The organism is Salinicoccus jeotgali (assembly GCF_055379195.1).
Map to the genome: position 1 here is coordinate 2,026,645 of NZ_AP043830.1, position 21,910 is coordinate 2,048,554.

22 protein-coding genes and 1 pseudogene are annotated in these 21,910 nt (G+C 41.1%); 13 read left to right on the plus strand and 10 right to left on the minus strand.

The window, feature by feature from the left end:
• Positions 1-190 precede the first annotated feature (190 nt).
• Positions 191-1,657, plus strand: a complete 1,467-nt coding sequence (locus ACZ43I_RS10460) for a carbon starvation CstA family protein (protein ID WP_344700877.1) — start codon at positions 191-193, stop codon at positions 1,655-1,657.
• On the plus strand, positions 1,657-2,721 hold the full coding sequence (locus ACZ43I_RS10465) for a branched-chain amino acid aminotransferase (protein WP_344700878.1): 1,065 nt from the start codon (positions 1,657-1,659) through the stop codon (positions 2,719-2,721). Before ACZ43I_RS10460 ends, ACZ43I_RS10465 begins: the two co-directional genes overlap by 1 nt.
• Positions 2,722-2,780: 59 nt before the next feature.
• Here ACZ43I_RS10465 and ACZ43I_RS10470 read toward each other — a convergent pair whose 3' ends face one another.
• From ACZ43I_RS10470 to ACZ43I_RS10490, 5 genes are all read right to left on the minus strand, one after another.
• A complete protein-coding gene (locus tag ACZ43I_RS10470) occupies positions 2,781-3,527 on the minus strand; it encodes a 2-keto-4-pentenoate hydratase (protein WP_344700879.1) in 747 nt (248 codons plus the stop codon).
• Between the two features lie 163 nt (positions 3,528-3,690).
• Positions 3,691-4,026: a cupin domain-containing protein gene (locus ACZ43I_RS10475; protein WP_344700880.1), complete on the minus strand. Its 336-nt coding sequence runs from the start codon at positions 4,024-4,026 to the stop codon at positions 3,691-3,693.
• 10 nt (positions 4,027-4,036) lie between these two features.
• Complete coding sequence (locus ACZ43I_RS10480) at positions 4,037-5,320, minus strand: TRAP transporter large permease (RefSeq protein ID WP_344700881.1); 1,284 nt, start codon at positions 5,318-5,320, stop codon at positions 4,037-4,039.
• Positions 5,317-5,793, minus strand: a complete 477-nt coding sequence (locus ACZ43I_RS10485; RefSeq protein WP_344700882.1) for a TRAP transporter small permease — start codon at positions 5,791-5,793, stop codon at positions 5,317-5,319. Before ACZ43I_RS10485 ends, ACZ43I_RS10480 begins: the two co-directional genes overlap by 4 nt.
• A 33-nt stretch (positions 5,794-5,826) precedes the next feature.
• The gene (locus ACZ43I_RS10490) at positions 5,827-6,855 is read right to left on the minus strand and encodes a DctP family TRAP transporter solute-binding subunit (RefSeq protein WP_344700883.1); all 1,029 of its coding nucleotides are present in this window, start codon (positions 6,853-6,855) and stop codon (positions 5,827-5,829) included.
• Between the two features lie 221 nt (positions 6,856-7,076).
• On the opposite strand from ACZ43I_RS10490, the gene ACZ43I_RS10495 reads away from it, so the two are divergent.
• From ACZ43I_RS10495 to ACZ43I_RS10505, 3 genes are read left to right on the plus strand one after another with little or no spacing between them, the layout of a single operon-like run.
• Positions 7,077-8,231: an aminotransferase class I/II-fold pyridoxal phosphate-dependent enzyme gene (locus tag ACZ43I_RS10495; protein ID WP_344700884.1), complete on the plus strand. Its 1,155-nt coding sequence runs from the start codon at positions 7,077-7,079 to the stop codon at positions 8,229-8,231.
• A gap of 48 nt (positions 8,232-8,279) precedes the next feature.
• Positions 8,280-8,945, plus strand: coding sequence for a GntR family transcriptional regulator (locus ACZ43I_RS10500; RefSeq protein WP_344700885.1), 666 nt, complete (start codon positions 8,280-8,282; stop codon positions 8,943-8,945).
• 25 nt (positions 8,946-8,970) lie between these two features.
• Positions 8,971-10,566: a M20/M25/M40 family metallo-hydrolase gene (locus ACZ43I_RS10505; protein WP_344700886.1), complete on the plus strand. Its 1,596-nt coding sequence runs from the start codon at positions 8,971-8,973 to the stop codon at positions 10,564-10,566.
• Between the two features lie 62 nt (positions 10,567-10,628).
• Here ACZ43I_RS10505 and ACZ43I_RS10510 read toward each other — a convergent pair whose 3' ends face one another.
• Positions 10,629-11,540, minus strand: a complete 912-nt coding sequence (locus ACZ43I_RS10510) for an AEC family transporter (protein ID WP_344700887.1) — start codon at positions 11,538-11,540, stop codon at positions 10,629-10,631.
• A 393-nt stretch (positions 11,541-11,933) separates the two neighbouring features.
• Here ACZ43I_RS10510 and ACZ43I_RS10515 point away from each other — a divergent pair, with 393 nt between their 5' ends.
• Entirely contained in the window at positions 11,934-12,284 is a 351-nt protein-coding gene (locus tag ACZ43I_RS10515; protein ID WP_344700888.1) for an RDD family protein, read from the plus strand.
• A gap of 465 nt (positions 12,285-12,749) precedes the next feature.
• Here the strand turns inward: ACZ43I_RS10515 and ACZ43I_RS10520 are convergent, their stop codons facing one another.
• Positions 12,750-12,887, minus strand: coding sequence for a hypothetical protein (locus ACZ43I_RS10520; protein WP_344700889.1), 138 nt, complete (start codon positions 12,885-12,887; stop codon positions 12,750-12,752).
• A gap of 617 nt (positions 12,888-13,504) precedes the next feature.
• Here ACZ43I_RS10520 and ACZ43I_RS10525 point away from each other — a divergent pair.
• Complete coding sequence (locus ACZ43I_RS10525; protein WP_344700890.1) at positions 13,505-13,996, plus strand: AAA family ATPase; 492 nt, start codon at positions 13,505-13,507, stop codon at positions 13,994-13,996.
• Between the two features lie 120 nt (positions 13,997-14,116).
• Positions 14,117-14,494 (plus strand): DUF3021 family protein, encoded by a 378-nt coding sequence (locus ACZ43I_RS10530; RefSeq protein WP_344700891.1) that lies wholly within the window; start codon positions 14,117-14,119, stop codon positions 14,492-14,494.
• 195 nt (positions 14,495-14,689) lie between these two features.
• Here the strand turns inward: ACZ43I_RS10530 and ACZ43I_RS10535 are convergent.
• Positions 14,690-14,908, minus strand: a pseudogene (locus tag ACZ43I_RS10535) (recombinase family protein); the annotation flags it as partial.
• A gap of 392 nt (positions 14,909-15,300) precedes the next feature.
• Between ACZ43I_RS10535 and ACZ43I_RS10540 the strand changes: the two are divergent.
• From ACZ43I_RS10540 to ACZ43I_RS10560, 5 genes are all read left to right on the plus strand, one after another.
• Positions 15,301-15,522: a hypothetical protein gene (locus tag ACZ43I_RS10540; protein WP_344700892.1), complete on the plus strand. Its 222-nt coding sequence runs from the start codon at positions 15,301-15,303 to the stop codon at positions 15,520-15,522.
• Positions 15,523-15,599: 77 nt separating this feature from the next.
• The gene (gene istA, locus ACZ43I_RS10545) at positions 15,600-16,835 is read left to right on the plus strand and encodes an IS21 family transposase (RefSeq protein ID WP_344703131.1); all 1,236 of its coding nucleotides are present in this window, start codon (positions 15,600-15,602) and stop codon (positions 16,833-16,835) included.
• Positions 16,828-17,559 carry an IS21-like element helper ATPase IstB gene (istB, locus tag ACZ43I_RS10550; protein ID WP_239416364.1) on the plus strand — a complete coding sequence of 244 codons (732 nt, stop codon included), beginning with the start codon at positions 16,828-16,830 and terminating at the stop codon, positions 17,557-17,559. Before istA ends, istB begins: the two co-directional genes overlap by 8 nt.
• A 74-nt stretch (positions 17,560-17,633) precedes the next feature.
• Positions 17,634-17,984 (plus strand): hypothetical protein, encoded by a 351-nt coding sequence (locus ACZ43I_RS10555; RefSeq protein ID WP_344700758.1) that lies wholly within the window; start codon positions 17,634-17,636, stop codon positions 17,982-17,984.
• Between the two features lie 23 nt (positions 17,985-18,007).
• Positions 18,008-18,250 (plus strand): hypothetical protein, encoded by a 243-nt coding sequence (locus tag ACZ43I_RS10560; RefSeq protein ID WP_344700759.1) that lies wholly within the window; start codon positions 18,008-18,010, stop codon positions 18,248-18,250.
• A gap of 1,356 nt (positions 18,251-19,606) precedes the next feature.
• Here ACZ43I_RS10560 and ACZ43I_RS10565 read toward each other — a convergent pair.
• Positions 19,607-20,536: a 2-dehydropantoate 2-reductase gene (locus ACZ43I_RS10565; protein WP_344704405.1), complete on the minus strand. Its 930-nt coding sequence runs from the start codon at positions 20,534-20,536 to the stop codon at positions 19,607-19,609.
• A 20-nt stretch (positions 20,537-20,556) separates the two neighbouring features.
• Positions 20,557-21,618, minus strand: coding sequence for a PTS sugar transporter subunit IIC (locus ACZ43I_RS10570; protein ID WP_115337949.1), 1,062 nt, complete (start codon positions 21,616-21,618; stop codon positions 20,557-20,559).
• Between the last annotated feature and the right edge of the window lie 292 nt (positions 21,619-21,910).

Genomic DNA, 21,910 nt, shown 5'->3' on the forward strand with positions numbered 1-21,910 from the left:
AATGTGTACCATGGGTAGAATGCTTCTAAAAACCGGATACACCCCCAGTATTACTACACGATTCGGTTATATTTTTCTGTTGAATTCCTCTGCTAAAAAGAGAAATCTAAATTATCTGAAAAAGTGTTGCTATTCCCTCTGGAAACTGATAAGATGTAAACAATTTTCCAATAAAGGGAGGCATTCGATTATGTGGACACTTACTTTTTCAGTTCTTCTTCTAATACTCGGCTATATGGTGTATGGAAAGATTATTGAGAAGATATTTGTTATTGATGATACTAATGAAACACCTGCTTATAAAAGCGCCGATGGTGTCGACTATATTCCAATGCATCCCATCAAAGGGTGGCTCGTCCAACTTCTCAATATAGCGGGGCTTGGTCCCGTGTTCGGGGCAGTCGCCGGCGCATTGTATGGACCTGTTGCATTGATCTGGATCGTCGTAGGCTGTATATTCGCCGGTGCGGTCCATGATTACTTTTCAGGTATGCTGAGCATTCGCCACAATGGCTCACAATTCCCTGCACTTGTAGAACGTTATCTCGGCAAAGGGGTTAAAGTCTTCATTTATGTCGTCTCTTTGACACTGATGATTCTCGTTGCAGCCGCGTTTACAGCAGGACCAGCAGAATTGATTTCACTCAAGACTGGAGGAGCCATCCCGTTCTTCGTGGCGCTGGTGGTCATCTTCGCCTATTTCCTTACAGCCACCATCCTGCCGATAAATAAAATAATAGGCAGAATCTACCCGATTTTTGGCGCAGTGTTGATCATCATGGCAGCTGCGGTATTTGGCGGATTATTGTTCTCGGGGGCACAGGTACCCAATCTGACGTTTGAGACGGCCCATCCGGAATCATTACCCGTTTGGCCGCTTCTGATGGTCACCATATCCTGTGGTGCAATTTCAGGATTCCATTCAACCCAGAGCCCGATCATCGCGCGCACGGTCAGAAAAGAATCTGAAGGGCGTAAAGTCTTTTTCGGTGCTATGATTGCAGAAGGCATCATCGCACTCATCTGGGCTACGGCCGGCATGACTTTCTTCGGTGGGACGGAGGGGCTCGGCGCGGCGCTGGCCAATGGTGGTCCTGCTGGCGTCATCGACTCGATTTCAATCGGCTACCTCGGTACATCGGGCGCTATCCTTGCATTCCTTGGTGCAGTCATCTTGCCGATCACAACCGGCGATACTGCGCTCCGCTCTTCCCGCATGATGCTCACTGAGGCGATTGGACAATTCGTGAAGTTTGAAGGTAAGATGAAACTATTTCTGATGACCGCCTTGGTCGCGGTCCCTGCATTCATGCTCGCTACAATCGACTACTCCTTCCTGTGGAGGTACCTTGGTTTCACGAACCAGACTGTTGCAGCTACGATGCTATGGGTGGCCACCGCTTACTTGATCAAAGAAGGGAAATTCCATTTCATTGCTGGCATCCCTGCATTGTTCATGACAGGCGTGGTGGGGACCTATTTCTTCTACGCCCCGGAAACGCTTGGTATGAATTATGAAATATCACTTATCCTCGGATTGATACCGGTAATTGCTACTGGAGGTCTCTACGTAAGAGCGATCTATAGACAGAAGTTTAAAAACACTGCACAACCCACAACACCACTTACTGCTCAACAATTAAGGGAGGAATTATAATGACACAGACACTGCAAATCGAACGGGCCAACAACCTTAAGGACAAACCGGATGTATCGACGGTGAAATTCGGTACAGTATTCACGGATTACATGTTCACGAACAAATATACCCCTGAGTATGGATGGTCAGAACCTTCCATACTCCCTTATCAGAATCTGCAGCTTTCACCTAGCTGTCAGGCACTCCACTATGGCCAATCGGTATTTGAAGGGTTGAAAGCCTACAAAAATGGAGAGGATGTACTGCTCTTTCGGCCGGATGAGAATTTCAGCCGGATGAATAAATCGCTCTCCCGTCTGTCGATGCCGGAAATCAACGAAGAAAATGCGCTCAATGCCCTTTACGAATTGATCAAGCTAGAGCGTGATTGGGTGCCCGATGGTCCCGGCCAGTCGCTTTATATCCGCCCATTTGTCTTTGCGGATGAGCCGTATCTTGGTGTCCGACCATCGGAGACATATCAGTTCAACATCATCCTGTCCCCGGTCGCCGGCTACTATGGCGCCCAACTCAGCCCAACCAGCATCTATGTCGAAGATGACTTTGTTCGTGCTGTGCGCGGCGGTGTCGGCTTCGCTAAAGCAAGTGGAAACTATGCAGGAAGCCTGCTTGCCCAGAAGAAGGCCAATGAACTTGGGTATGAGCAGGTTCTATGGCTTGATGGCGTCGAGCAGAAATATATTGAAGAGGTCGGCAGCATGAATATCTTCTTCATCCGTGACGGCGAATTGATCACTCCAAAACTTAATGGCTCCATCCTCCCTGGCATCACCCGGAAATCCATCATCCAATTGGCGGAATATAAAGGGTACACAGTCAAGGAAGAAGCCATCCATATCGATACGCTTGCAGAAGACTTGGAGAGTGGCAGAATCACAGAAGTCTTTGGCGCAGGTACGGCAGTCGTCGTTTCCCCAGTAGGCAAGCTGAACATCCATGGCGTCGACTACATCGTCAACGATAACCAGGTTGGCCCGGCGGCCCAAGAGCTGTATGATGACTTGACGGATATCCAATATGGACGAATTGAAGACCCTTTCGGCTGGGTCGTAAAACTATAAATGACAAAAGGCATCTTGTGGACTGACCACAGGATGCCTTTTGTTTGGTTATATAATCATCACACAGTGACTTCGAAAATCATTTTCCCTATATTTTCATATTCCACTTCGTAATGCCCATGCTTAAGTGGCACCGGCAGATTGAAAGTGCCGGAAGACACGAACATCCCGGGCACAAGCTTCTTACCCCTACCAGCAAGAGACTCCGCCAGCCACTTTACTGATTTGGCCGGATGACCGAACACTTCAGTGGAATACCCCTCCTTCAGGATCTCCCCATCGCGCCGAAGGACACCTTTGATGTCATCAAGATCACCGTAGCCATAACGGGCTGGTGCTCCATATATCACTGCACCGTTCACCGCGCCGTCCGCAATGATCTCAGTTAAGCTGGTGTTCGGGAACCAATCCTTATAACGTCCATCCGGCACCTCTGCACCCGGGGCCACCCGGCATTTCTTCATTATCTCTTCGGCGGAGTCTGACGGAAAGATTTCTTCATCGATCAGAAACACCAGTTCCATCTCGAGCAATGGTATATTATAATCCTTCAAACTGATCCCCCTCCGCACGGTTACATCAGTCATTGCTCCGTAGAGCGGCGTCTCGCTGCCGAACAGATCACGGGTCTCCTGACTCGTCAGGCTGATTTTATATCCCATGAGGATTTCCCCGTTCTCCTCCTTCATCTTCAACACTTCATCCTGGATACTGTAAGCTTCCTCCCTGGATTCAATTTCAAGCGTTCCAAGCTCCAATGGTTCATTCGTCGCGTAAGCCGTATAAAGCTGTTCCACAGTCGACATGGATACCCTCCTATTATTTTTGTAATATTCAGAATCAACTTGCCTATAGATAAAACCTGTCGAGTCAGTGACTCCCATGTCATGAAGTCACACCCAGAATATCTAAAAATGGCAGGCTGCATGATGTCACTGCGCCTGCCGTACATCTATTCAATTTTAGCCTTTAGAAGACAACAGCCAGAAAAATCAGCGGCGCTTTCCCTATATTGACTATACCATGGGACTCGCCTTTTACAATCAGGCAAAGGTCTCCAGGCCATGCCTTCCTCACCGATTGATCTGAATCCATAAATTCTGCCTCTCCGGATAAAATATAGTAGCCTTCCGAGTCGTCAGTATGCTCATGATACCCGATGTTTGCACCAACCTCTACTGTAACTTTTGCGAAAAGGTCCAAGCCATCGACTGTGCCAGGCTGCAATATCTTTTCAATAATTACACTGCCGGTTCCACTATGAAGATTGTCAAAATGTGTGACTTCACTTGGTTTCAAAATCATTTAATCTCTCCTATTTGAACAGTCCTGGAAGGAATGTTGATAACGGTGGGAAGAATATTATGATCAGGACCATAACGCCGACGATCGCCAATACATGAAGAATATATGGCAATGTCTCTTCTATACCCATCCGCCTGTCTGTAATGCTGCACCCAGCGATTAACGACAAACCAACAGGCGGAGTGATGTTTGCCAGAGCGAAATTCATGATCAATACCATCCCGAAATGGACTGGATCGATTCCGTATTGTGTCGCTATCGGCATGAATATTGGGCTCAAAAGCACAATTAGGGATGTTACCTCTGTAAGAGTACCTAGTATCAGCAGAATTATCGAGACTATAATCAGGAACATCCACGGCGATGTAGCATAATCCAGGAAGAAATTCGAGATCATAATCGGTATCTGGTTGGCTGTCAATACATATGTAAATGCATTGGCTGCAGAAATTATAATGAGGATAGTTGCAGAAGTAACTGCAGAAGACACCATTATTTCCTTATATGTCCTGAAGTTAAGTTCCCTGTATACAAGTGCAAGGATAAAGCCATACGCAACGGCAATGACAGCTGCCTCAGTAGCTGTTGCAAAACCACTGAAAATACTACCAAGGATAAATATTGGAGTCAGCAGAGGGAAAAATGCACGCCATGCTATTACCCAGAACTCTTTCCCCTTAGGAGTTTCTGCAGGAATTTCTCCATATCCTTTTTTCTTCGCAATCACCGCCACATATACTGATAGAGCAACAGTCAGTATGATGCCTGGAATGAGACCGGCGATAAACAGATCACCGATTGAAATATTAGCTGTAATACCGAGTATCACCATTGTGATGCTCGGTGGTATGATAAGCCCTAATACTCCAGCTGGTCCAATTATGCTGGCGATAAATGAATTGCTGTATTTCTCTTCCTGCAAGCGGGGTACAAGCACTGACCCGACAGCATATGTTGTCGCAACTGTTGAACCAGATACGGCCCCAAACAAAGCAGTAGTAACGACCGTAGTGATTGCTGTACCTCCGGTGAAACGTCCGACCACAGCACTGGATAATGCCATGAGTCTTTTCGTCAAACCACCCTTACCCATTATGTTTCCGGCCAAAATGAATAGAGGCAGTGCCAAATATGAAAAACTGTCCACACCGGCAAACATGCGTTGGATGACTATTTCGAGTGAAACGCCACTCAACATCAACATGGCAATGGACACCAACCCTATGACATAGGCGATTGGCATACCTATAAAGAGAAGAGCAAAAAAGATGAGCAGTATGAGAATAATCATCATGGTATCATCTCCTCCTCTTCTTCAGTAGGCGAGCCGGTCAGGTTCATTGCTATGAAGTAGAGTGAGAATAATCCACTGACCGGAATCGCCAAGTACGAGATTCCGACTGGAAGCTGCAAAGTCGATGATGTTTGTGACATTGCACTCATGGATAATTTAAATCCATAAAAAGTCAGTACTGCATAAAATACTATTATTAAAGCGTTGACCAGGATATAAAAAATCTTACGATGCTTGGTCTTGAATTTATTGACAAAATAATTTACTGCCAGATGCATCTTTTCATAGATGGCCAGGCTGCTGCCAAGAAAAGTCAACCATACAATGAATAGCCTGGATAATTCTTCGGTGCCCGGCAGGGAATAATCGAAGAATCTGGTGACGACCTGCAACAAAACGATGAACGTCAGTAATGTGATGGTTATAATGCACATCCACGTCAACAACTTTACTAGTATTTTCGTAAATCCCATTTTTATTTACGCCCCTTTAAAGATTGATGGATTTTACTTTTCCCATCCAGATGCTTCTCTATATACATCCATCAGCTCTTTGCCAAATACCTCTTCCTCCCATTTATCATAAACTGGAAGCATAGCTTCTCGGAAAGCTTCAGTATTCACATCATCATTGATCTGCATGCCGTTTTCTTCCAATTCCGCCAGATAATCTTCTTCCATACTGTCGTTCATTTCAGTGACTTCTTCGGATATCTTAGACGTTTCTTCCTTTATAAGCTTCTGATCTTCTTCAGAAATCTGATCCCAAGTGTCCGTTTCGACCATCATCATCACTGTATTGTAGAAGTGGCCCGTCAATGACAGATAGTCCTGGACTTCATAAAATTTAGCTGCATTTATAACAGACAATGGATTTTCCTGTGCATCAAGCGCCCCCTGCTGAAGCGCACCATAGACTTCACTGAATGCCATAACTGTAGGCAGAGCACCTACCTCTTCAAAAGCATCGACTCTAAGTGCTGTTTCGGCAACGCGGATATTGACGCCTTCTAGATCTTCTGGATCGACAATCGGTTTCTCATTGTTCGTTATATGCCTTTTGCCCCATTCGAGATAACCGATTTGGGTGAGACCCTGCTCAGAAGCGATGTCCGCCAGTTTTTCACCGAACTCGCCTTTGTAGGCTTCGCGTGCATGTTCTACGTCTTTCCACATATATGGAAGGTCCTCGATTGCCATCTTCATATCCAGCGTCTGCATCGACCCGACCATAATTGCGCCAGCCTGCATCGACCCTACTTGAATCTGCTCTAACATTTCTGTTTCAGAGCCTAGCTGACTGTCCGGGTAGATGTCGAATACGACCCGACCATCGGTTTCCTCCTCTACAGTTTCTGCCATTTCATCAATTTTGTCTGCAGCAGGCGTCCCGGGTGACAAGGCATGACCTAACTGTAATGTCACAGACTCGTCACTACCTCCACTAGCTGATGACTCTTCTCCGCTTCCTCCACACGCTGTCAATATAAAAACCAAACTTAAAGTAGCCACAATACCCGATAACTTTTTCATCATTCCATCCCCTTTATAATGATAACGTTTTCAATGAGTTGTATACTGTATACAAAAAGATTACAGCAGTTTAAAAAAGTTGTCAACGACTATTGCGAAAAGTGTGATAATTTAAGGTTAAGCGCTTTCTTATATTATTTATTTTTTTCGATAAAAGTTGCTTTTACTAATATATGCCAATATAATCGATATTGTATACTGTATACAATACAGGAGGTGCAAGAATGACCAGAGTGATAAACGATATTGCGAAAACCTTAGAAATACCTGGAATAAGAGTGTTTGCCAACAAAGTAAGCAGCTATAGCGACGGCATAAACCTGACAATAGGACAACCAGATTTTCCTACTCCAGAAAACATTAGGTCAGCAGCCATTGAAGCAATAAGGAAAGGTAAAACTGGATATTCACATAACGCAGGTTTGATGAAACTCAGGGAGAGCATCTCAAGCTTTTTCGCTGATACTTACGGCTTCCACTATGATTCTGCTGAAGAGATTGTGGTGACCAACGGTGCAAGTGAAGCCATCGATTCAGTTCTTCGTACCATCATCCGTAAAGGAGATGAAATCATAATCCCTTCACCTTCCTACTCAGGATACGAACCGCTCATCCGTTTAAATGGAGGTGTACCCGTCTATATCGACGTTTCAGACTCGAATTTTAAAGTCACTCCTGAAAAACTGATCGAAGCGATTACAGATAAGACTAAAGCCATCATTTTCAACTATCCTTCGAACCCAACCGGAATATCATTATCACAGCAGGAAACCGCAGCATTAGTCGACATAATAATGGATAAGGATTTTTTCATCATTTCAGATGAGATATACAGTGAGAATACGTTCAGCGGCGAACACACATCATTTGGTTCATTTCGGGAAATCCGGGACAGGCTATTTCTGATACACGGATTATCAAAATCGCATGCCATGACAGGATGGCGCCTCGGTTACGTGCTCGGCCCTGCAGATCTGATCCGATATGTTCTTCGTGTCCACCTCAACAATTCGATTTGTGCATCCCTGCCAAGTCAATATGCTGCGATAGAAGCTTTAGACCATACACGGTCTTTCCCACAAGAAATGAATGAAACCTATAAGGCACGCAGAGATTTTATATATGACAGGCTCTCAACCATGGGCCTCAAATGCAATATCCCCACCGGCGCCTTCTATATTTTCCCTAATGTTTCACACACAGGACTGGATGATCTGGAGTTTGCCACGAGGCTTCTCGAAGAAGAGCATGTTGCTGTAGTCCCCGGCTCAACCTTCTCGAATGAGGGAGCAGGATTCATCAGAGTTTCCTACGCTAATTCCATGGCCAATCTGGAAGAAGGGATGGAGCGCATGGAACGCTTCATGGCCACACTTTAAAGGATAATCGTCCTCTAGCAGCACATTAGATATGAAAGGATACTTGATATGAAAAAAATCCCCAAAAGCTCCCGCCTCTCCGACCAAGCTTTTGAAATATTGAAAGAATCGATACTCACCGGTGAATTGAGGGCCGGAGATCCTTTACCAGAAGAAAAGTATTCAAAACAACTCGGCATCAGCCGTACACCTTTTCGCGATACTTTGATGCGCCTTGCTTCAGAGGGGTTGATTATACAGAAGACGGGGGCGCCTGCTGTCGTTGCCGATTTCACTAAAGAGATGTCCCTTGAATATATGGAATTACGCAATCTCTTGGAAGTTTATAACATTGAAAAGACGATAATGAAAATCGACTCTGATATGACCAATAACCTGAAAGAGAACCTGGAACTGCAGAAGCAGGCAATAGATAACAACAGATATGCTGAGTTCATGAGACTTGATAAAGAATTCCACCTCTCGCTCGTGTCAGTCACCACCAACACGGAAATAAGGAAACTCCTTCAAAAAATCAATGATGACCTAAGCAGATCATTTCTGATCCTTTCCAAGACGGTGCCTGAAAGCGCAGAAGAGGCTTATAAAGAACACATAGAAATATTGAAGGCCATCGAGCTACAGGATACTGTACTAGCAAAAAATAAAATGCTTATCCACTTAAGTAATGTAGAAAAAAGATTTTTAAACTATTACAACGAAAATGAAAACTAGAACAACCAGATTTAGGAGGAAAATTATGCTTTGGCAATCACCTGAACAAATAGAAGATCTCCTGTGCCGCCTAGTCTCTTGGGAGAGCCGGTCGGGCACACAAGGGGAAATAGAATTCCCTTTTAATTTAAAGAAAGAATTATCCCGGCTGGAATATTATATGACGAACCCGGGCTTTATCACCTTGCATGATGCCGGTAAGGGGCGCAATGCCTTGAGTGCCCTGTATAAGAACTCGGATGCCCAGAAAACGATTGTGCTGATCAGTCATTTCGACACCGTCCATACAAAGGAGTTCGGTTCAAATAGCCAACTTGCATTTGTACCGGAAAAACTCATTAAGCACTTCAAGGAAAGAATCAGCGATTTTCCTGAAGATATACAGAATGACATCCAATCCGATGAATATCTGTTCGGTCGGGGCGCCATGGATATGAAAGCAGGTCTGGCACTGCATATCCATCTGATTGAAAAGGCGATAGAAGAAGAATGGCCGATAAACCTTCTGCTCGTGACGGTGCCTGATGAAGAAGTGGATTCCGCAGGCATGCGCGCTGCAATCGAAAGATTGGATGGCATCCGTATTGAAAATGATCTCGATTTTTCACTGTTCCTGAACAGTGAGCCTAGCTTCACCCAATATCCCGATGACCCAAATTATTATTTCTACTCTGGATCCATCGGCAAAATAATGCCTTCCGCCCTTTTCTACGGCGTCGAAACGCATGTCGGCGAACCACTCAGGGGCTTGAATGCACACTATATGGCCTCATTCATGAGTCAGAAGATGGAATTCAGCGACGCTTTTTCTGAAGAGGAGTACGGTGAAAAGACACCTCTTCCGATTACACTTAAATATTATGATCTGAAAGAGGAGTACTCTGCCCAAACATCGAATCATGTGGCGACTCTCTATAATGTATTCACCATGAAACAGAATGCTGCCGATATATTCAACACCTACCATAACCTTGTTGAAGAAACCATGGATGAATGCCAAAAGCACTATGAAAGCCTATGCAACAGAGAAGGTGTCCATCCTGTGGGCACCATCAGAACCCTGTCGTATAAAGCGCTCCATGACTATATGGCTGATAAATATGGGTCAGAGAAGGTTGAGTCGATCATCTCCGAATATGTGGACCGCAGCGATCTCGACGATCGTGAAAAATCCCTTCATATCGCCAACAGGATGGTCACATACTGCAAGGAACTCGCGCCACTCGCCGTGACGCTCTTTGCACCGCCTTTCTACCCGGCAGTCAATGCCTCTGAAGAACCGTTGGTCAGAAGCCTCGCGTCACTGACGAATGAATTTTTGACGGAAAATCATGGTATTGAGCCAAAAGAAATCCACTACTTCAACGGCATATCGGACTTAAGCTATGTAACATACGATAATTATGATGACAGTTGGGAATCGTACAAATCCAACACACCGGTATGGGGAAGGACCTACAGCATTCCATTCGAAGAAATGCAGAAACTGCAGGCCCCCTTCATCAATATAGGACCGTTCGGCAAAGACCCGCACAAGCTGACTGAACGGCTACACCGGAAAAATGCCTTTGAAATCACTCCAAAATTGCTGGATAAAGTGATAGAACATTGTATGCGCTAGATGAATTCAATAAGGGGAGGACAATCAGCAAAAACTCTGATTGTCCCCCCCTTATTCTTATTTTATATGCCAATCAGATATAGACATATTGGTATCGTGATAAGGCTGATCAACGTAGTGACTAATGTAGAAAAGGAGACAAGATTGGGTTTTACATTGAATTGAACCGCAAGCATCGTCGAATTGGCAGCCACCGGCATCGCGTTGAGGATGACGAATACCATCTTCATCGTATCATCGACAGGCATAAACAGGACCAGTACAGCTGCCACTAAAGGTGCAATAATCATCCTGACAACCGTTACCGCTGTGATATTCTTCATTTTGAATTTTTCTTTGGTAATCTGGGCCAGCTGCATGCCCAGTATGAGCATTACTACGGGGATCGCAGCATCCCCTGTCATTTCTGACATCTCCATGAGTTTATCGTCAACTGTAACGTCAAACACCTGAAGCAGTATGCCAGCCAAGGCGCCATAAATGACTGGAATCTTAAATACGTTCACAATCGCTTCTCGTACAGTTATCAAAGCCCCGGTTCCGAAAGAAGCGATGAATATCCCAATGGTACTGATTAGGAAACCATGTAGTACCATCAGCACTATGGCATAGTCGAACGCCGTTGCGCCGATTGCGAACAATACAACAGGCGAACCATAGTTCCCGCTATTTGGAAAAAGATTACCCAGCAGCATCGCCGACATCTCCTCCCTATCAGCTTTCAGGAAGTAGCCGATTATAATCGTCACCCCACCTAGAATAGCTGTAATGATGAGGGTGAAGGTAAACAAGTGAAAATAGTCCATTGTGATTTCATTAGTATAGAATGTGTTGAATGTCAGAATCGGCAGTAATATGTAAAGTGATAAGGCAGATACGGATTTTATATCCATCTTCAATATCTTTTGGGCGATATACCCTGCTCCAAATATCAAAAAGACCGGCAGTACAATCATCAGCAGTTGCATTTCCATATATCTTCCTTTCTTTTCAGCTCAAGCCGCTACGAGGGCTTCCCGTAGTTGGAATCTTAAAGATCTATACATCGGATTCGTACGCACCATTAATATTTTATATTATTCATAAAATTGAAATAGATTTATCTTTATATGTAGACTACCATAAAGGTCAAGGAAGCAGATAGAATCTATCGGCATATATCATTTAAGTAAAAGTTAGTGAAAAGGAGGGCACTTCTATGTCTTACTCGCCATTTAAAAGACGTATATACGCATTCTTTTTAGATTACGTTGTTATCGTTGTATATGGAATATTTGTTGTAGGCACCATTTCGTTCATATTCCATCCATATATTGAACCACTATTCTCTAACTCGCCGGTAACAGCTGAACTTACAGGCTTTTTTTATGATAACATTGCCAGTTTCACTCTACCTCATTTTGTGTGAATGTTCTAAATGGCAAGGGACATTAGGAAAAAAGAAATTGGGCATCCGCGTTGTTGACGCTTTCGGCCACCGCATTGGTGTTGGCCGTTCTGCTTTGCGAACGTTGGTCAAGTTTCTTCCTTGGGAGATTGCGCACTTTGGTGTATGCCGATTAATGCTTCCTTCTAACCTTTCTGAAATTACCGTTTATATAATCCTAAACGCTGTAAATCTTGCAATATTAACATATCTAATAATTCCTTTCACAAATAAAAAAAGGAAGAATGTTTATGATTGGATAGCAGGTACTGAGGTGATCAATCGAAGTTAGACGTGGTTAATCCTTCAAGCAAATTGATGAAGGTAAGGAATGACTCAGCTGAGCTCATTTTATATTGTCTTTACTCATTTTGTTGAATAAAAGCAGTATTGAAAGGGAGGATATTATATGTGGATGTTCATATTAGCTCTGATTATTTCTTTAAGCGTCGCCTTTGGCTTTTTTGATGATAAGAATAAGAAAAAATGATACGTCCATGTCATTTTAACGGAATGAAAAAATAGTGAAAATAAAATTTTTTCTAAAAGGAATTAAGATATAAAAATCATGCAGACAGATTTTTACATTCAATCGGTTCGAGTTTAAAGATACTCTAAAATAACAGGCTCTGATAGGACTATTAGATCTATCTTCAAAATATTTATATTATTTTCTGATAGTACACACTCCAATCAGAGATCAGACAGATAGTATCAAGATAAGAAGAACTCGATTTTTCTAACGAAAAATTTTCGTTTAAAAAACTATAACAAACAACAAAATAATACTAAGAATTAAAAAGACCAAAGCTAAAACTCCAAAAGGAATCCCAAAAAATTTATCCAAAAAAGACCAAACAAAGTCTCCATCTTTATTTTTAGACTTGTCTTCCATACCTTCTCCTCCTTTTTTTCAGAATATCATAATATTTATTCCAATTTCCTTTTGGTGTGAACCAACGGCAACCCTAAAGATTCAAAAAACTGTCGGTAGGCAAGTAATCTCACAGAACTAGCCTACCGGCTTTTTATTTTATTCAAAGTTGCTTTTCCCTTCCAAATACTTTCTCAGCATAAAATGTACTGCACATCGCTAAGTAATTACTCCATTGGAAACAATAGTCTTTTTTAGAGTTGCAGTATTAAAATGAGAATGAATACTATTATCTCAATTCCTAAAATTTCCTTAAGAAAAATATTAGCTGGCGAATCTTTAGCGTTATTTCTATTTGAATTAAACAATGATGAATTACTTACAAATAACAGAAGCATCGTGAAAAATAATATGGTTAACAAAATACTTAGATAACCCAACTAATCTCCTCACTTTGTTTAAGATGGATATATATTTTATTGATTTATTTGAACTTTCACTATATTAAACTGCTATTGATAGTATACTAATAAAGGAGAGTAATTTAAAAATAGATCATTTCTCATTGCTCAATTTAACATTGTTGTACCTCAAAGATAAGTTAGACATAAAACACTGCTAATGATAAGGAGGATCCTATGTCCATCGTTATTTTGATCAGAGGCAATTCTGGTAGCGGCAAAACTGTTGTAGCCAATAAATTACATAATATTTTAGGCAGTGGCACTCTTTTAATCTCACAAGATATTGTGAGACGAGAAATGCTTAAAGTTAAAGATAGACCAAATAATTTAGCGATTGGGTTAATCGATAATATATTGAGTTATGGTATTTCTAATTGTGATTATGTAATTCTAGAAGGGATTTTGGCTGAAAACAAATATGGTTCTATGTTGAGACAGTCATTGAGCAAAGTTGAAAAAACATTTGCTTATTATTACGATTTACCTTTTGAAGAAACACTTTTAAGACATAATTCAAAACCCTTCACTGATTTTGGAGCAAAAGAGATGCAGTCTTGGTTTACTGCTAAAGATTTTATTGGTTTGGAAAATGAAAAGGCTATAAAAAGGGATGTTACCGAGGAGAAAATGATTGAAATTATACTTGAAGATTTAAATTCGAATTAAAGGAATTTCATTTCTTCTTAATGACAAGAATAATTTGATGATGTTTGTCTACGTATCCTGCACGCTGTTTGTCACATTATAAATTAAATCCAAATTATGGTTGATCAAGGGGTGTGGATTATGATGCTTATTAAAAAGGGTCTTTTAAGGGGTGGCATTCCTTTTATAATTATGGAAGCTTTTGCTTCAGCACTTTACCTACAAGGTAAACTAGCGGAATCTAATGACCTTTTCTTTGGGGGTCTTGTACTATTGATTCTAGGCGCAACGACAGTGATTTATAATATAGATCAATGGAGTTTAACGAAACAAAGTGCCGTTCACTTCTCCATTATGTTGGGCACGCTTTTTCCAGTTCTATTATTAAGCGGCTGGTATCCAGTCACATCTTTACAGGATATTCTTCTGGTATTTATGATTTTCATTTCGTCTGGTTTAATAATCTGGATGATAATGTTCATACTGGCTAAAGTTTTTAAGCATCAAGGTTCTATTTAGGTCGATCAATTGGAATTAATCGATCTAAACCGTTCGCTGGTGATGATTGATCACATTATATATGGTCCCCTTTGAGACCCCTGCCAGTTTCATAATCTCTTTAATAGAGAGCTGCTTGCTCTGATAAAGGGATCCAATCATTACCGCTTTCTCTTGCGTAATCCGGGGCATCTGCCGATCGGGCCCGTGAGCGGGTTGCCTCGTGGTCCGAACCAACCAATCCAATCCCGTAACGCCCAGGGTGTCCTCTGTCCGCAAGTAATCCAAACAGATATCCAATTCGGTTCTGTTAGTTTTACGACCTCCTACCTTCTCAGAGAGTATTCGGTAATATCCAGCAGATTTCAGTATATCAATTTGGCTATTCAAGTTCTGATTGCGGGTACTGACCCGCGCATAACCTACTTTAGTCATATTTTGACTCCTTTCTAATCCGTTTTATTACATGAAACAGGTATTATCCCCTATCACTCTTACTAAATCTGATCTCACAGTGCATGGCATCGTTCAAAAACCCATGTACTTTTGAATAATATATACATTGATTATTATACATGTTTTTGGACTCAATCTATATGAATAAAGGACGATTTGACGTATGGTAAAATCGTCCAATTAACGGTTATTAATTGGACGATAATGGAAAGATATTTAGACAGATTATTTTGACAAAAGAGAATATACGAAATTATTTAATTTTAGGGAATTTTTGGTACAGTGGTGAAGACATTTCATATTTATGGTTTTAGACTATATTTTTAATGTTTAATCTTAGATATTAAATTAATTGAAGAGGAGAATGTGTTTTGAAGAAAGTCTTTTTAACTTTTATGACTGCAATTTTATTGTGTAGTGGTGTAAGCAGTGTTAGTGCTCAAGCCTCAGACAAAAAAGTTGATGAAAATAGTGACTTTGAGGAAACTCAAGAAGTATTAGAAAAATACATAACAAGTACTGAAGACGGAGAAGTTGTATTTGATGTAAATCAAGCTAAAGAGGACGGTGTAAATGGCAGTATTAAAATGTAGGAAATCGGCAATTGAAAATTGTTGGTTTACCTACATTTTTTTGTATGCTTTTCTTATGACATCGAAGGAGGATATTCATGAGAAAAGACGTACGCGAAGGAGTCAGGAAATTTATGAACGATGGTATCAAACCCAACTTTGCCGCATTGGCCCGGCAGTATGGCTGCGATTACCGGACGGTGAAAGCGGCCTATGAAGCAGAGACACAGTACCCAGAGAAGAAAAAACGGGTGAAGAGAAAAAGTAAGCTGGATGAATTTAAACCAATCATCCATGACAAACTGGAAATCCAGTGCAGCGCGTATAGTATATTTAAATTCATTGAAAAAAAGGGATATGACGGGAGTTACAGTCTGGTGAAGCAGTACTGTCGAAAAGAGAGGAAAACCCGTCAGAAGCAGGCAACCATGCGCGTGACCCACACCCCCGGTTTAGCCGGGCAAGTGGACTGGAAAGAAGACATGACTTTAATCAGCCGGCACGGCGAGATCTTCCGTTTCAACATATTCTTATACGTCCTGTCGTTTTCCCGCAAGAAATACATCACATTGACCTTTGATCGCCATCAGGACACCTTGTTTGAATGTCTGGACGATGCCTTTCACCACACTGGCGGCGTACCGGGGGAGATCTGGTTTGATAATATGCGGACTGTGGTGGATCAATCCAGCACCCAATATAATAAGGTCGTGTTTAATCAACGGTTCTACGCATTTAGTAAGGATGCCGCCTTTCAGCCCATTGCCTGCCGGCCATACCGTCCCCAGACCAAAGGGATGGTCGAGGCACTGGCACGGACGATGGACCGGTTGCGGGTCTATAACCATGAGTTCGATGACAGTGTGGATTTGATCCATATCGTCCATGATTTGTGTCATGAACTCAATACGGAAGTCTCCCAGGCGACCGACGCCATCCCCGACGCACTGTGGCTGGATAAAGAAAAAGAGCACCTACATCCACTCCCTGAAGACCTGTTGAAGCCGTACTTTGAAGACCAATTGACGAGAGTGGTCTCTAAAGAGGCGATGGTTCAGTTCCGTAAATGTAAGTACTCTGTAGATCCCCAGTATATTGGAAAGACGGTTGAGATTGAACTGTCGGATACTGAGGACAACATACACATTTATTATAACGGAGAAACGGTGCGTTCACACCCGTTAACCACCCAAAGATTCAATTATAATCAGGCAGATATGTTCAACATATTGAAGTCGGATCTGCTGGCTGGTCGGCCGGACGATGATATCCATGCGTATATCCATGAATCCCTGCAGTTATATGATGCGGTGGGAGATGGTGTCCATGAGTGATTATCAAACGCTTCTGTCCAATTTTGAAGCCCTCGGTTTAAATAATATGCGTGAATATTATCCGGTGTTGTTGGATAAGGTTCATACAGAAGACATGTCGCTGACGAGTGCGTTTCTGGAAATCACAGACAAAGAAATGAAGTTTCAAAAAGAAAAGAAGATGGCGCGTGCGATTCACCGCGCACGCTTTCCTAAAGTGAAGACATTCGATACGTTCGATTTTGATTTTCAACCCAGCCTGAACCGCACGGCCGTCCTTGAATTGAAACATCTGGGGTTCATGGAATCTAAAGAGAACATTGTCTTCATCGGCAGCCCTGGTGTCGGTAAAACCCACCTGGCGATTGCTCTGGGGGTCGAAGCCTGCCGTCAGGAGAAACGCACGCTGTTCATCAACTGCCATGAGTTGTTGATCCGACTTCGGGCCGCTTATGAAAAAGGGACCGTTGAGCGTGTGCTCAGACGGTATGCCAGATACGAGCTGTTGATTATTGATGAAATCGGCTACCTCCCCATTCAGAAGCATGAAGCCGACTTGATCTTCCAGTTATTGAACATGCGCTATGAAACCCATTCAACGATATTCACCACCAATATCGCACTCTCTGGATGGGGTGAACTATTCAAAAGTCCGGAAACGGCCGCAGCGATACTGGACCGCATGGTCCACCATGTAAAGATTTATAAAATTAAAGGTAAGTCATACCGGATGAAACACACTTAGGCTTTCCTCCACAAATTACATTGTCAAAAACCTACATTTTTAGATTGCCGAAAACCTACAATTTTAAGTTGCCCTTGACAGACGGTCAAAGTGAATTTATCATTGGATCTGGTGAAATAATAAACCAATTGAATCAAGAATATAGCCAAGAAGAAGTAACTACTATGGCGATTCCACTTCCTATTTGGGGGAACTGGTGCGGACCTGGTTATGGAGGGGGAGAAACTCAAGATTTACTTGATGCTGCATGTAAGCAACATGATTTAGATTATGCAAAATATGGTTATTTTGATTGCGATAGTGATTTAAGGTTAACAGCTAGAATAGCTGTAGATCGTAGTAAAATGGGGTTCATAGAAAAACAATATGCTAGTGCAGTAGCTGCCTATTTTGTAACTCAAACTAAATATAATAATTGTTATTAAAAAGTAAAAAAGGAGGGGGAATATTGCAAAATAAGTTTAAAGTATTTTCTTTGATTTGCTTTGTATTATGTATTGTAATTTGGGTTCCAAATGTGATTTTTCAAGTCCCTAGCCCATTTTGGATTTTAACTTTTATCATTGCTCCTTTTGGATTAGTTTTTGCACTTTTAGCTAAAAATTATTGGTTAGTTTTTGGTAATTTTGTAATGTTCTTTAGTTTCTTTATTCTTATGGCTCTTGGGTATTATATAAACTCAAAATTATAAAATTATTTATATAGATAGAACTACTTTCTATGTAATCATAATATTTTAGAGCGCCTTAAGCCGCTCTTTTTTGCGTTGAGCAAAAACTGGTTTTAGTCGACTGCAAGTCCACACTCTTTAATGACTTATAAAATAAATCTAGGATGTTATAGCTTTATTCGGATGTACATAAATAAGTACATTGATATATAAGATAATATATACTCTAGCTTTATGCCGAGAAAACTTTTTGATGCGTGACAGGCCTTAAAATACACTGAGAGCGCAAGCGAAGTGGTAGCGACAGCTATCAACTTCCGCTTGGTAGAGCTCTTAGGATTTTTAAGGGCGCAACGCATCACACTCAAAAAGGAAATTGGAATAAATCAGTAATTAGAATGTATTTTTGTGTTTTTGAAATATGGAAATATATATTATAATTAGTGTCAATGCTGGTGCCAAGGGAAGAAAATATAGTCCTAGTGTGTAATAGATTGTTGGAATCAAAATAAAAATAATACTAAGAAAAGTTGATATGGTGGATGTTTTTTGTAATCCATAAACCAATAATAATATGCCTGTTATTGTTAATATTAAAAATGAAATATTGAGAAGCATAGTGGACCCTCCTTTTTTTAATATCTACACTAATTAAAGCAGTGCAAGGTCCTGCACTTTCTCCCTGCAAAGCTTTGCACTTTCATTTTGTCATACATATGAGAGCTTTTAAAAAATTTGTTTTTCCACTATTTCTGTAATTCTTTATGTTATTACCATTAAATTAACATTCATCATTAGTAAAATTATTTTCTTTTATCGTTCGCAAAAGTACACATTAGCGAACGCCTTGTATATTGGTCTGAACGTATAGTAATGTGCGTTCGTAAACATATAAAAATTGAATGTGAACGTTCTCATTTTTTCATATACTTTTACGAACGGTTTATAGTAGAATGCAGACAGATAGCAGATAAAAGGACTCATATAGGCTTATTTGAACTTCTGCGTGTGATGATCCATTAACTGCTTATGTAAGTAAGATAAGCGAACACTCATTATTAAACCCAATAAAACACTTGATTAAACAGTTTTAATATCCTATAAGGGGGTACATACTTAATACAACATGATAAATAGCATTGTCCTTTTATTGTGACAGATACAACCCTTTTAAAACCCGCTTTATCCTCTCCAACATCAGGGATAAAGTAGAATGGCTTAATCGGACTTCAGCGAGTCTAGATTAAGCCATTCTTTTTAATTTTTCTTTCCTGCAAATCAACGGCCTTTGATAAACGTTTTTTCGGCATATAATTTATCGGATATAACTCAGTTATTAAATTTCCACTTTTATACTCTTGTAATTTCTAATCTATTTTAATGATTTTTCATTTCCAATTGATGAATTAGATGAGTAATCATATCGTTATTCGGGGTTTTAATCCCATATTCTTTTCCATATTCAGAGATTTTACCATTTAGATAATCCACTTCTGTCTGAACACCTTTTGCCAAGTCTTGATGCATCGATGGATAATGCAGTCCCGCCGCACTGTCAGGGAATGCCGCTTTGATTTTTTCTAATGAAGCATCAAAATCTAAATTTATACCACGAGCTGCTGCAACTTCTATAATTTCTTCAATTATTGGGGTGATCATTTCAATTACGGCACCGTAGGCGGCAAATTCCCCAATCCTTTTATCCAAAATTGAACATAAAGGATTTAAGACACTATTTAAGGTTGCTTTAGCCCAAATAGAATGTTGAACGTCGCTACTTATAATAGAGTTTAGGTTAGCTGTGTTGAATATATCGTTGATTTCCTCTGTCATTTTTGACGCAATGCCATCTGCTCTTTGAATCTGGATGCCACCTGATCCTGTTAATACAATTTGTCCCGGTCCTTTGAGTCCAGCGGTCCACATCGTCACTGCCAAGTATATGCGATCCTTGGACACATACTTGGCTAGACGGTCCCCATGGCCTAATCCGTTCATCATAGTGAGGATTGCTGTTTCTGCGTGTATTGAATTTTTTTCATACAATGCTTGCAGCATGTCTTCTGCATACATGGCTTTAGTTAAAATAATGATTAAATCATATGATTCATCTATATCTTCCAATAATTTTGCTTTTACAGGAACTTGATATACTTTATCTTCTGTGTGTACTTCCATTCCTTTTTCGTTAATGGCGTTGACATGTTCCTCCCATTTATCTATGAGTGTTACATCAACACCTGCTTCGTGAAGCTGTATCCCTACTCTACCACCTAGTGCACCTGCGCCTGCTACTGCAATTTTCATTTACTATACATCCTTCCATATTATGATTCTGCTTCAAAATAGAAAATAGTTGGCTTATATATCTTAAGTATTTTGACGAAGAGATAGTGGAATAGGAGTGCTGAAATTAAAGGAACAATAACGTATGCAACGATTACTTTAAATATGACACTCCCAATGCCGCCATCTAACAAAGCCATGGACTGAATTGGACCTACAAAACCCACAAGTCCGAATCCCGCTGATGCAGGGGTGCCCTGGATGTTAAGTAAACCAGAGACAAGCCCCGACACTGCTGCTGTTAAACTTACTGGTAGCAGTAGGATTGGATAGCGGATCATGTTCGGCATCATCATTTTCATCGCCCCAAGTATAACTGCGATGGGCACTCCTATTTTATTTACTTTATACGTGCCAATGAACAACATAATTGCAGCTGAAGCGACTCCAATTGCTGCGGAACCCGCTGCAACCCCCGAGATGCCAATTGCGTATGCTATTGCGACAGTAGAAACAGGTGAGATAATTACTATTGAAAACAACACTGATATAAGAATAGACATAATTATAGGCTGTGTAGTTGTAATACTATTAATCAGTAGCCCGAGTCCAAGGGTAATTGTGTTTACGTATGGTAAAAGTAATATACCAGCTAATCCCGCAATCCCCCCGCCAATAATGGGGAGCAGAATGATACTGAGACTCCCGAGTTTATCTTTGATGATTAACATGATTCCAACTGCAATGGCTGAAGTAATCATCGTGTTAATGAGATCCCCAATTCCTGTTATAATCCACCCGGAATCTGTGAATTCAGCAGCACCTGATCCTACGAAAGCAGCCGTACCCACGACGACTGTTTGTAATGGAGTCATACCAAACTGCATTGCAATCAATACACCGGTCAGGACAGGAATAGTAAATTGAATACCTACGACCACATTTTGAAGCGTAGTAAAAATATCTCCATATTGAGCAAGGTACCCAAACAGCCCTCCGAGGATCGCATTTGGAATTAGACCAACAACAATCGCAAGGGCCACCCCATTGAGTATATTAAACAAGAATTTTTTTGGTGTTATTCTTTCTTTAGCTCCATCCATGTAATTCCCACCTTCTATTTGTGATTTATCTCACAATAAATATACCATTTACTATGCTATCTGACAATCCCCTGAATTAAATTCTGAATTGTCAGTTCTCTCGTTTAATAAAAACCAATCCCTGGTAAATCAAAATAATATTTGCGTTACAATAAAAAGAGAACAATTATTAGAAAGGAAGATTTGAATGGAAGAAGATCAAAAATATTATGGCTATATGAACAAAATTGGGGAGGAGAAAATATCGCTTATATTAGTTGGTGGATAATATTTGTTTTAGGTTTGCTGTCTT

Coding starts and splice junctions, on each gene's coding strand:
- ACZ43I_RS10460 (WP_344700877.1), top strand. CDS start 191: ATGTGGACACTTACTTTTTCAGTTCTTCTTCTAATACTCGGCTATATG.
- ACZ43I_RS10465 (WP_344700878.1), top strand. CDS start 1,657: ATGACACAGACACTGCAAATCGAACGGGCCAACAACCTTAAGGACAAA.
- ACZ43I_RS10470 (WP_344700879.1), bottom strand. CDS start 3,527: ATGTCGACTGTGGAACAGCTTTATACGGCTTACGCGACGAATGAACCA.
- ACZ43I_RS10475 (WP_344700880.1), bottom strand. CDS start 4,026: ATGATTTTGAAACCAAGTGAAGTCACACATTTTGACAATCTTCATAGT.
- ACZ43I_RS10480 (WP_344700881.1), bottom strand. CDS start 5,320: ATGATGATTATTCTCATACTGCTCATCTTTTTTGCTCTTCTCTTTATA.
- ACZ43I_RS10485 (WP_344700882.1), bottom strand. CDS start 5,793: ATGGGATTTACGAAAATACTAGTAAAGTTGTTGACGTGGATGTGCATT.
- ACZ43I_RS10490 (WP_344700883.1), bottom strand. CDS start 6,855: ATGATGAAAAAGTTATCGGGTATTGTGGCTACTTTAAGTTTGGTTTTT.
- ACZ43I_RS10495 (WP_344700884.1), top strand. CDS start 7,077: ATGACCAGAGTGATAAACGATATTGCGAAAACCTTAGAAATACCTGGA.
- ACZ43I_RS10500 (WP_344700885.1), top strand. CDS start 8,280: ATGAAAAAAATCCCCAAAAGCTCCCGCCTCTCCGACCAAGCTTTTGAA.
- ACZ43I_RS10505 (WP_344700886.1), top strand. CDS start 8,971: ATGCTTTGGCAATCACCTGAACAAATAGAAGATCTCCTGTGCCGCCTA.
- ACZ43I_RS10510 (WP_344700887.1), bottom strand. CDS start 11,540: ATGGAAATGCAACTGCTGATGATTGTACTGCCGGTCTTTTTGATATTT.
- ACZ43I_RS10515 (WP_344700888.1), top strand. CDS start 11,934: ATGATAACATTGCCAGTTTCACTCTACCTCATTTTGTGTGAATGTTCT.
- ACZ43I_RS10520 (WP_344700889.1), bottom strand. CDS start 12,887: ATGGAAGACAAGTCTAAAAATAAAGATGGAGACTTTGTTTGGTCTTTT.
- ACZ43I_RS10525 (WP_344700890.1), top strand. CDS start 13,505: ATGTCCATCGTTATTTTGATCAGAGGCAATTCTGGTAGCGGCAAAACT.
- ACZ43I_RS10530 (WP_344700891.1), top strand. CDS start 14,117: ATGATGCTTATTAAAAAGGGTCTTTTAAGGGGTGGCATTCCTTTTATA.
- istA (WP_344703131.1), top strand. CDS start 15,600: ATGAGAAAAGACGTACGCGAAGGAGTCAGGAAATTTATGAACGATGGT.
- istB (WP_239416364.1), top strand. CDS start 16,828: ATGAGTGATTATCAAACGCTTCTGTCCAATTTTGAAGCCCTCGGTTTA.
- ACZ43I_RS10565 (WP_344704405.1), bottom strand. CDS start 20,536: ATGAAAATTGCAGTAGCAGGCGCAGGTGCACTAGGTGGTAGAGTAGGG.
- ACZ43I_RS10570 (WP_115337949.1), bottom strand. CDS start 21,618: ATGGATGGAGCTAAAGAAAGAATAACACCAAAAAAATTCTTGTTTAAT.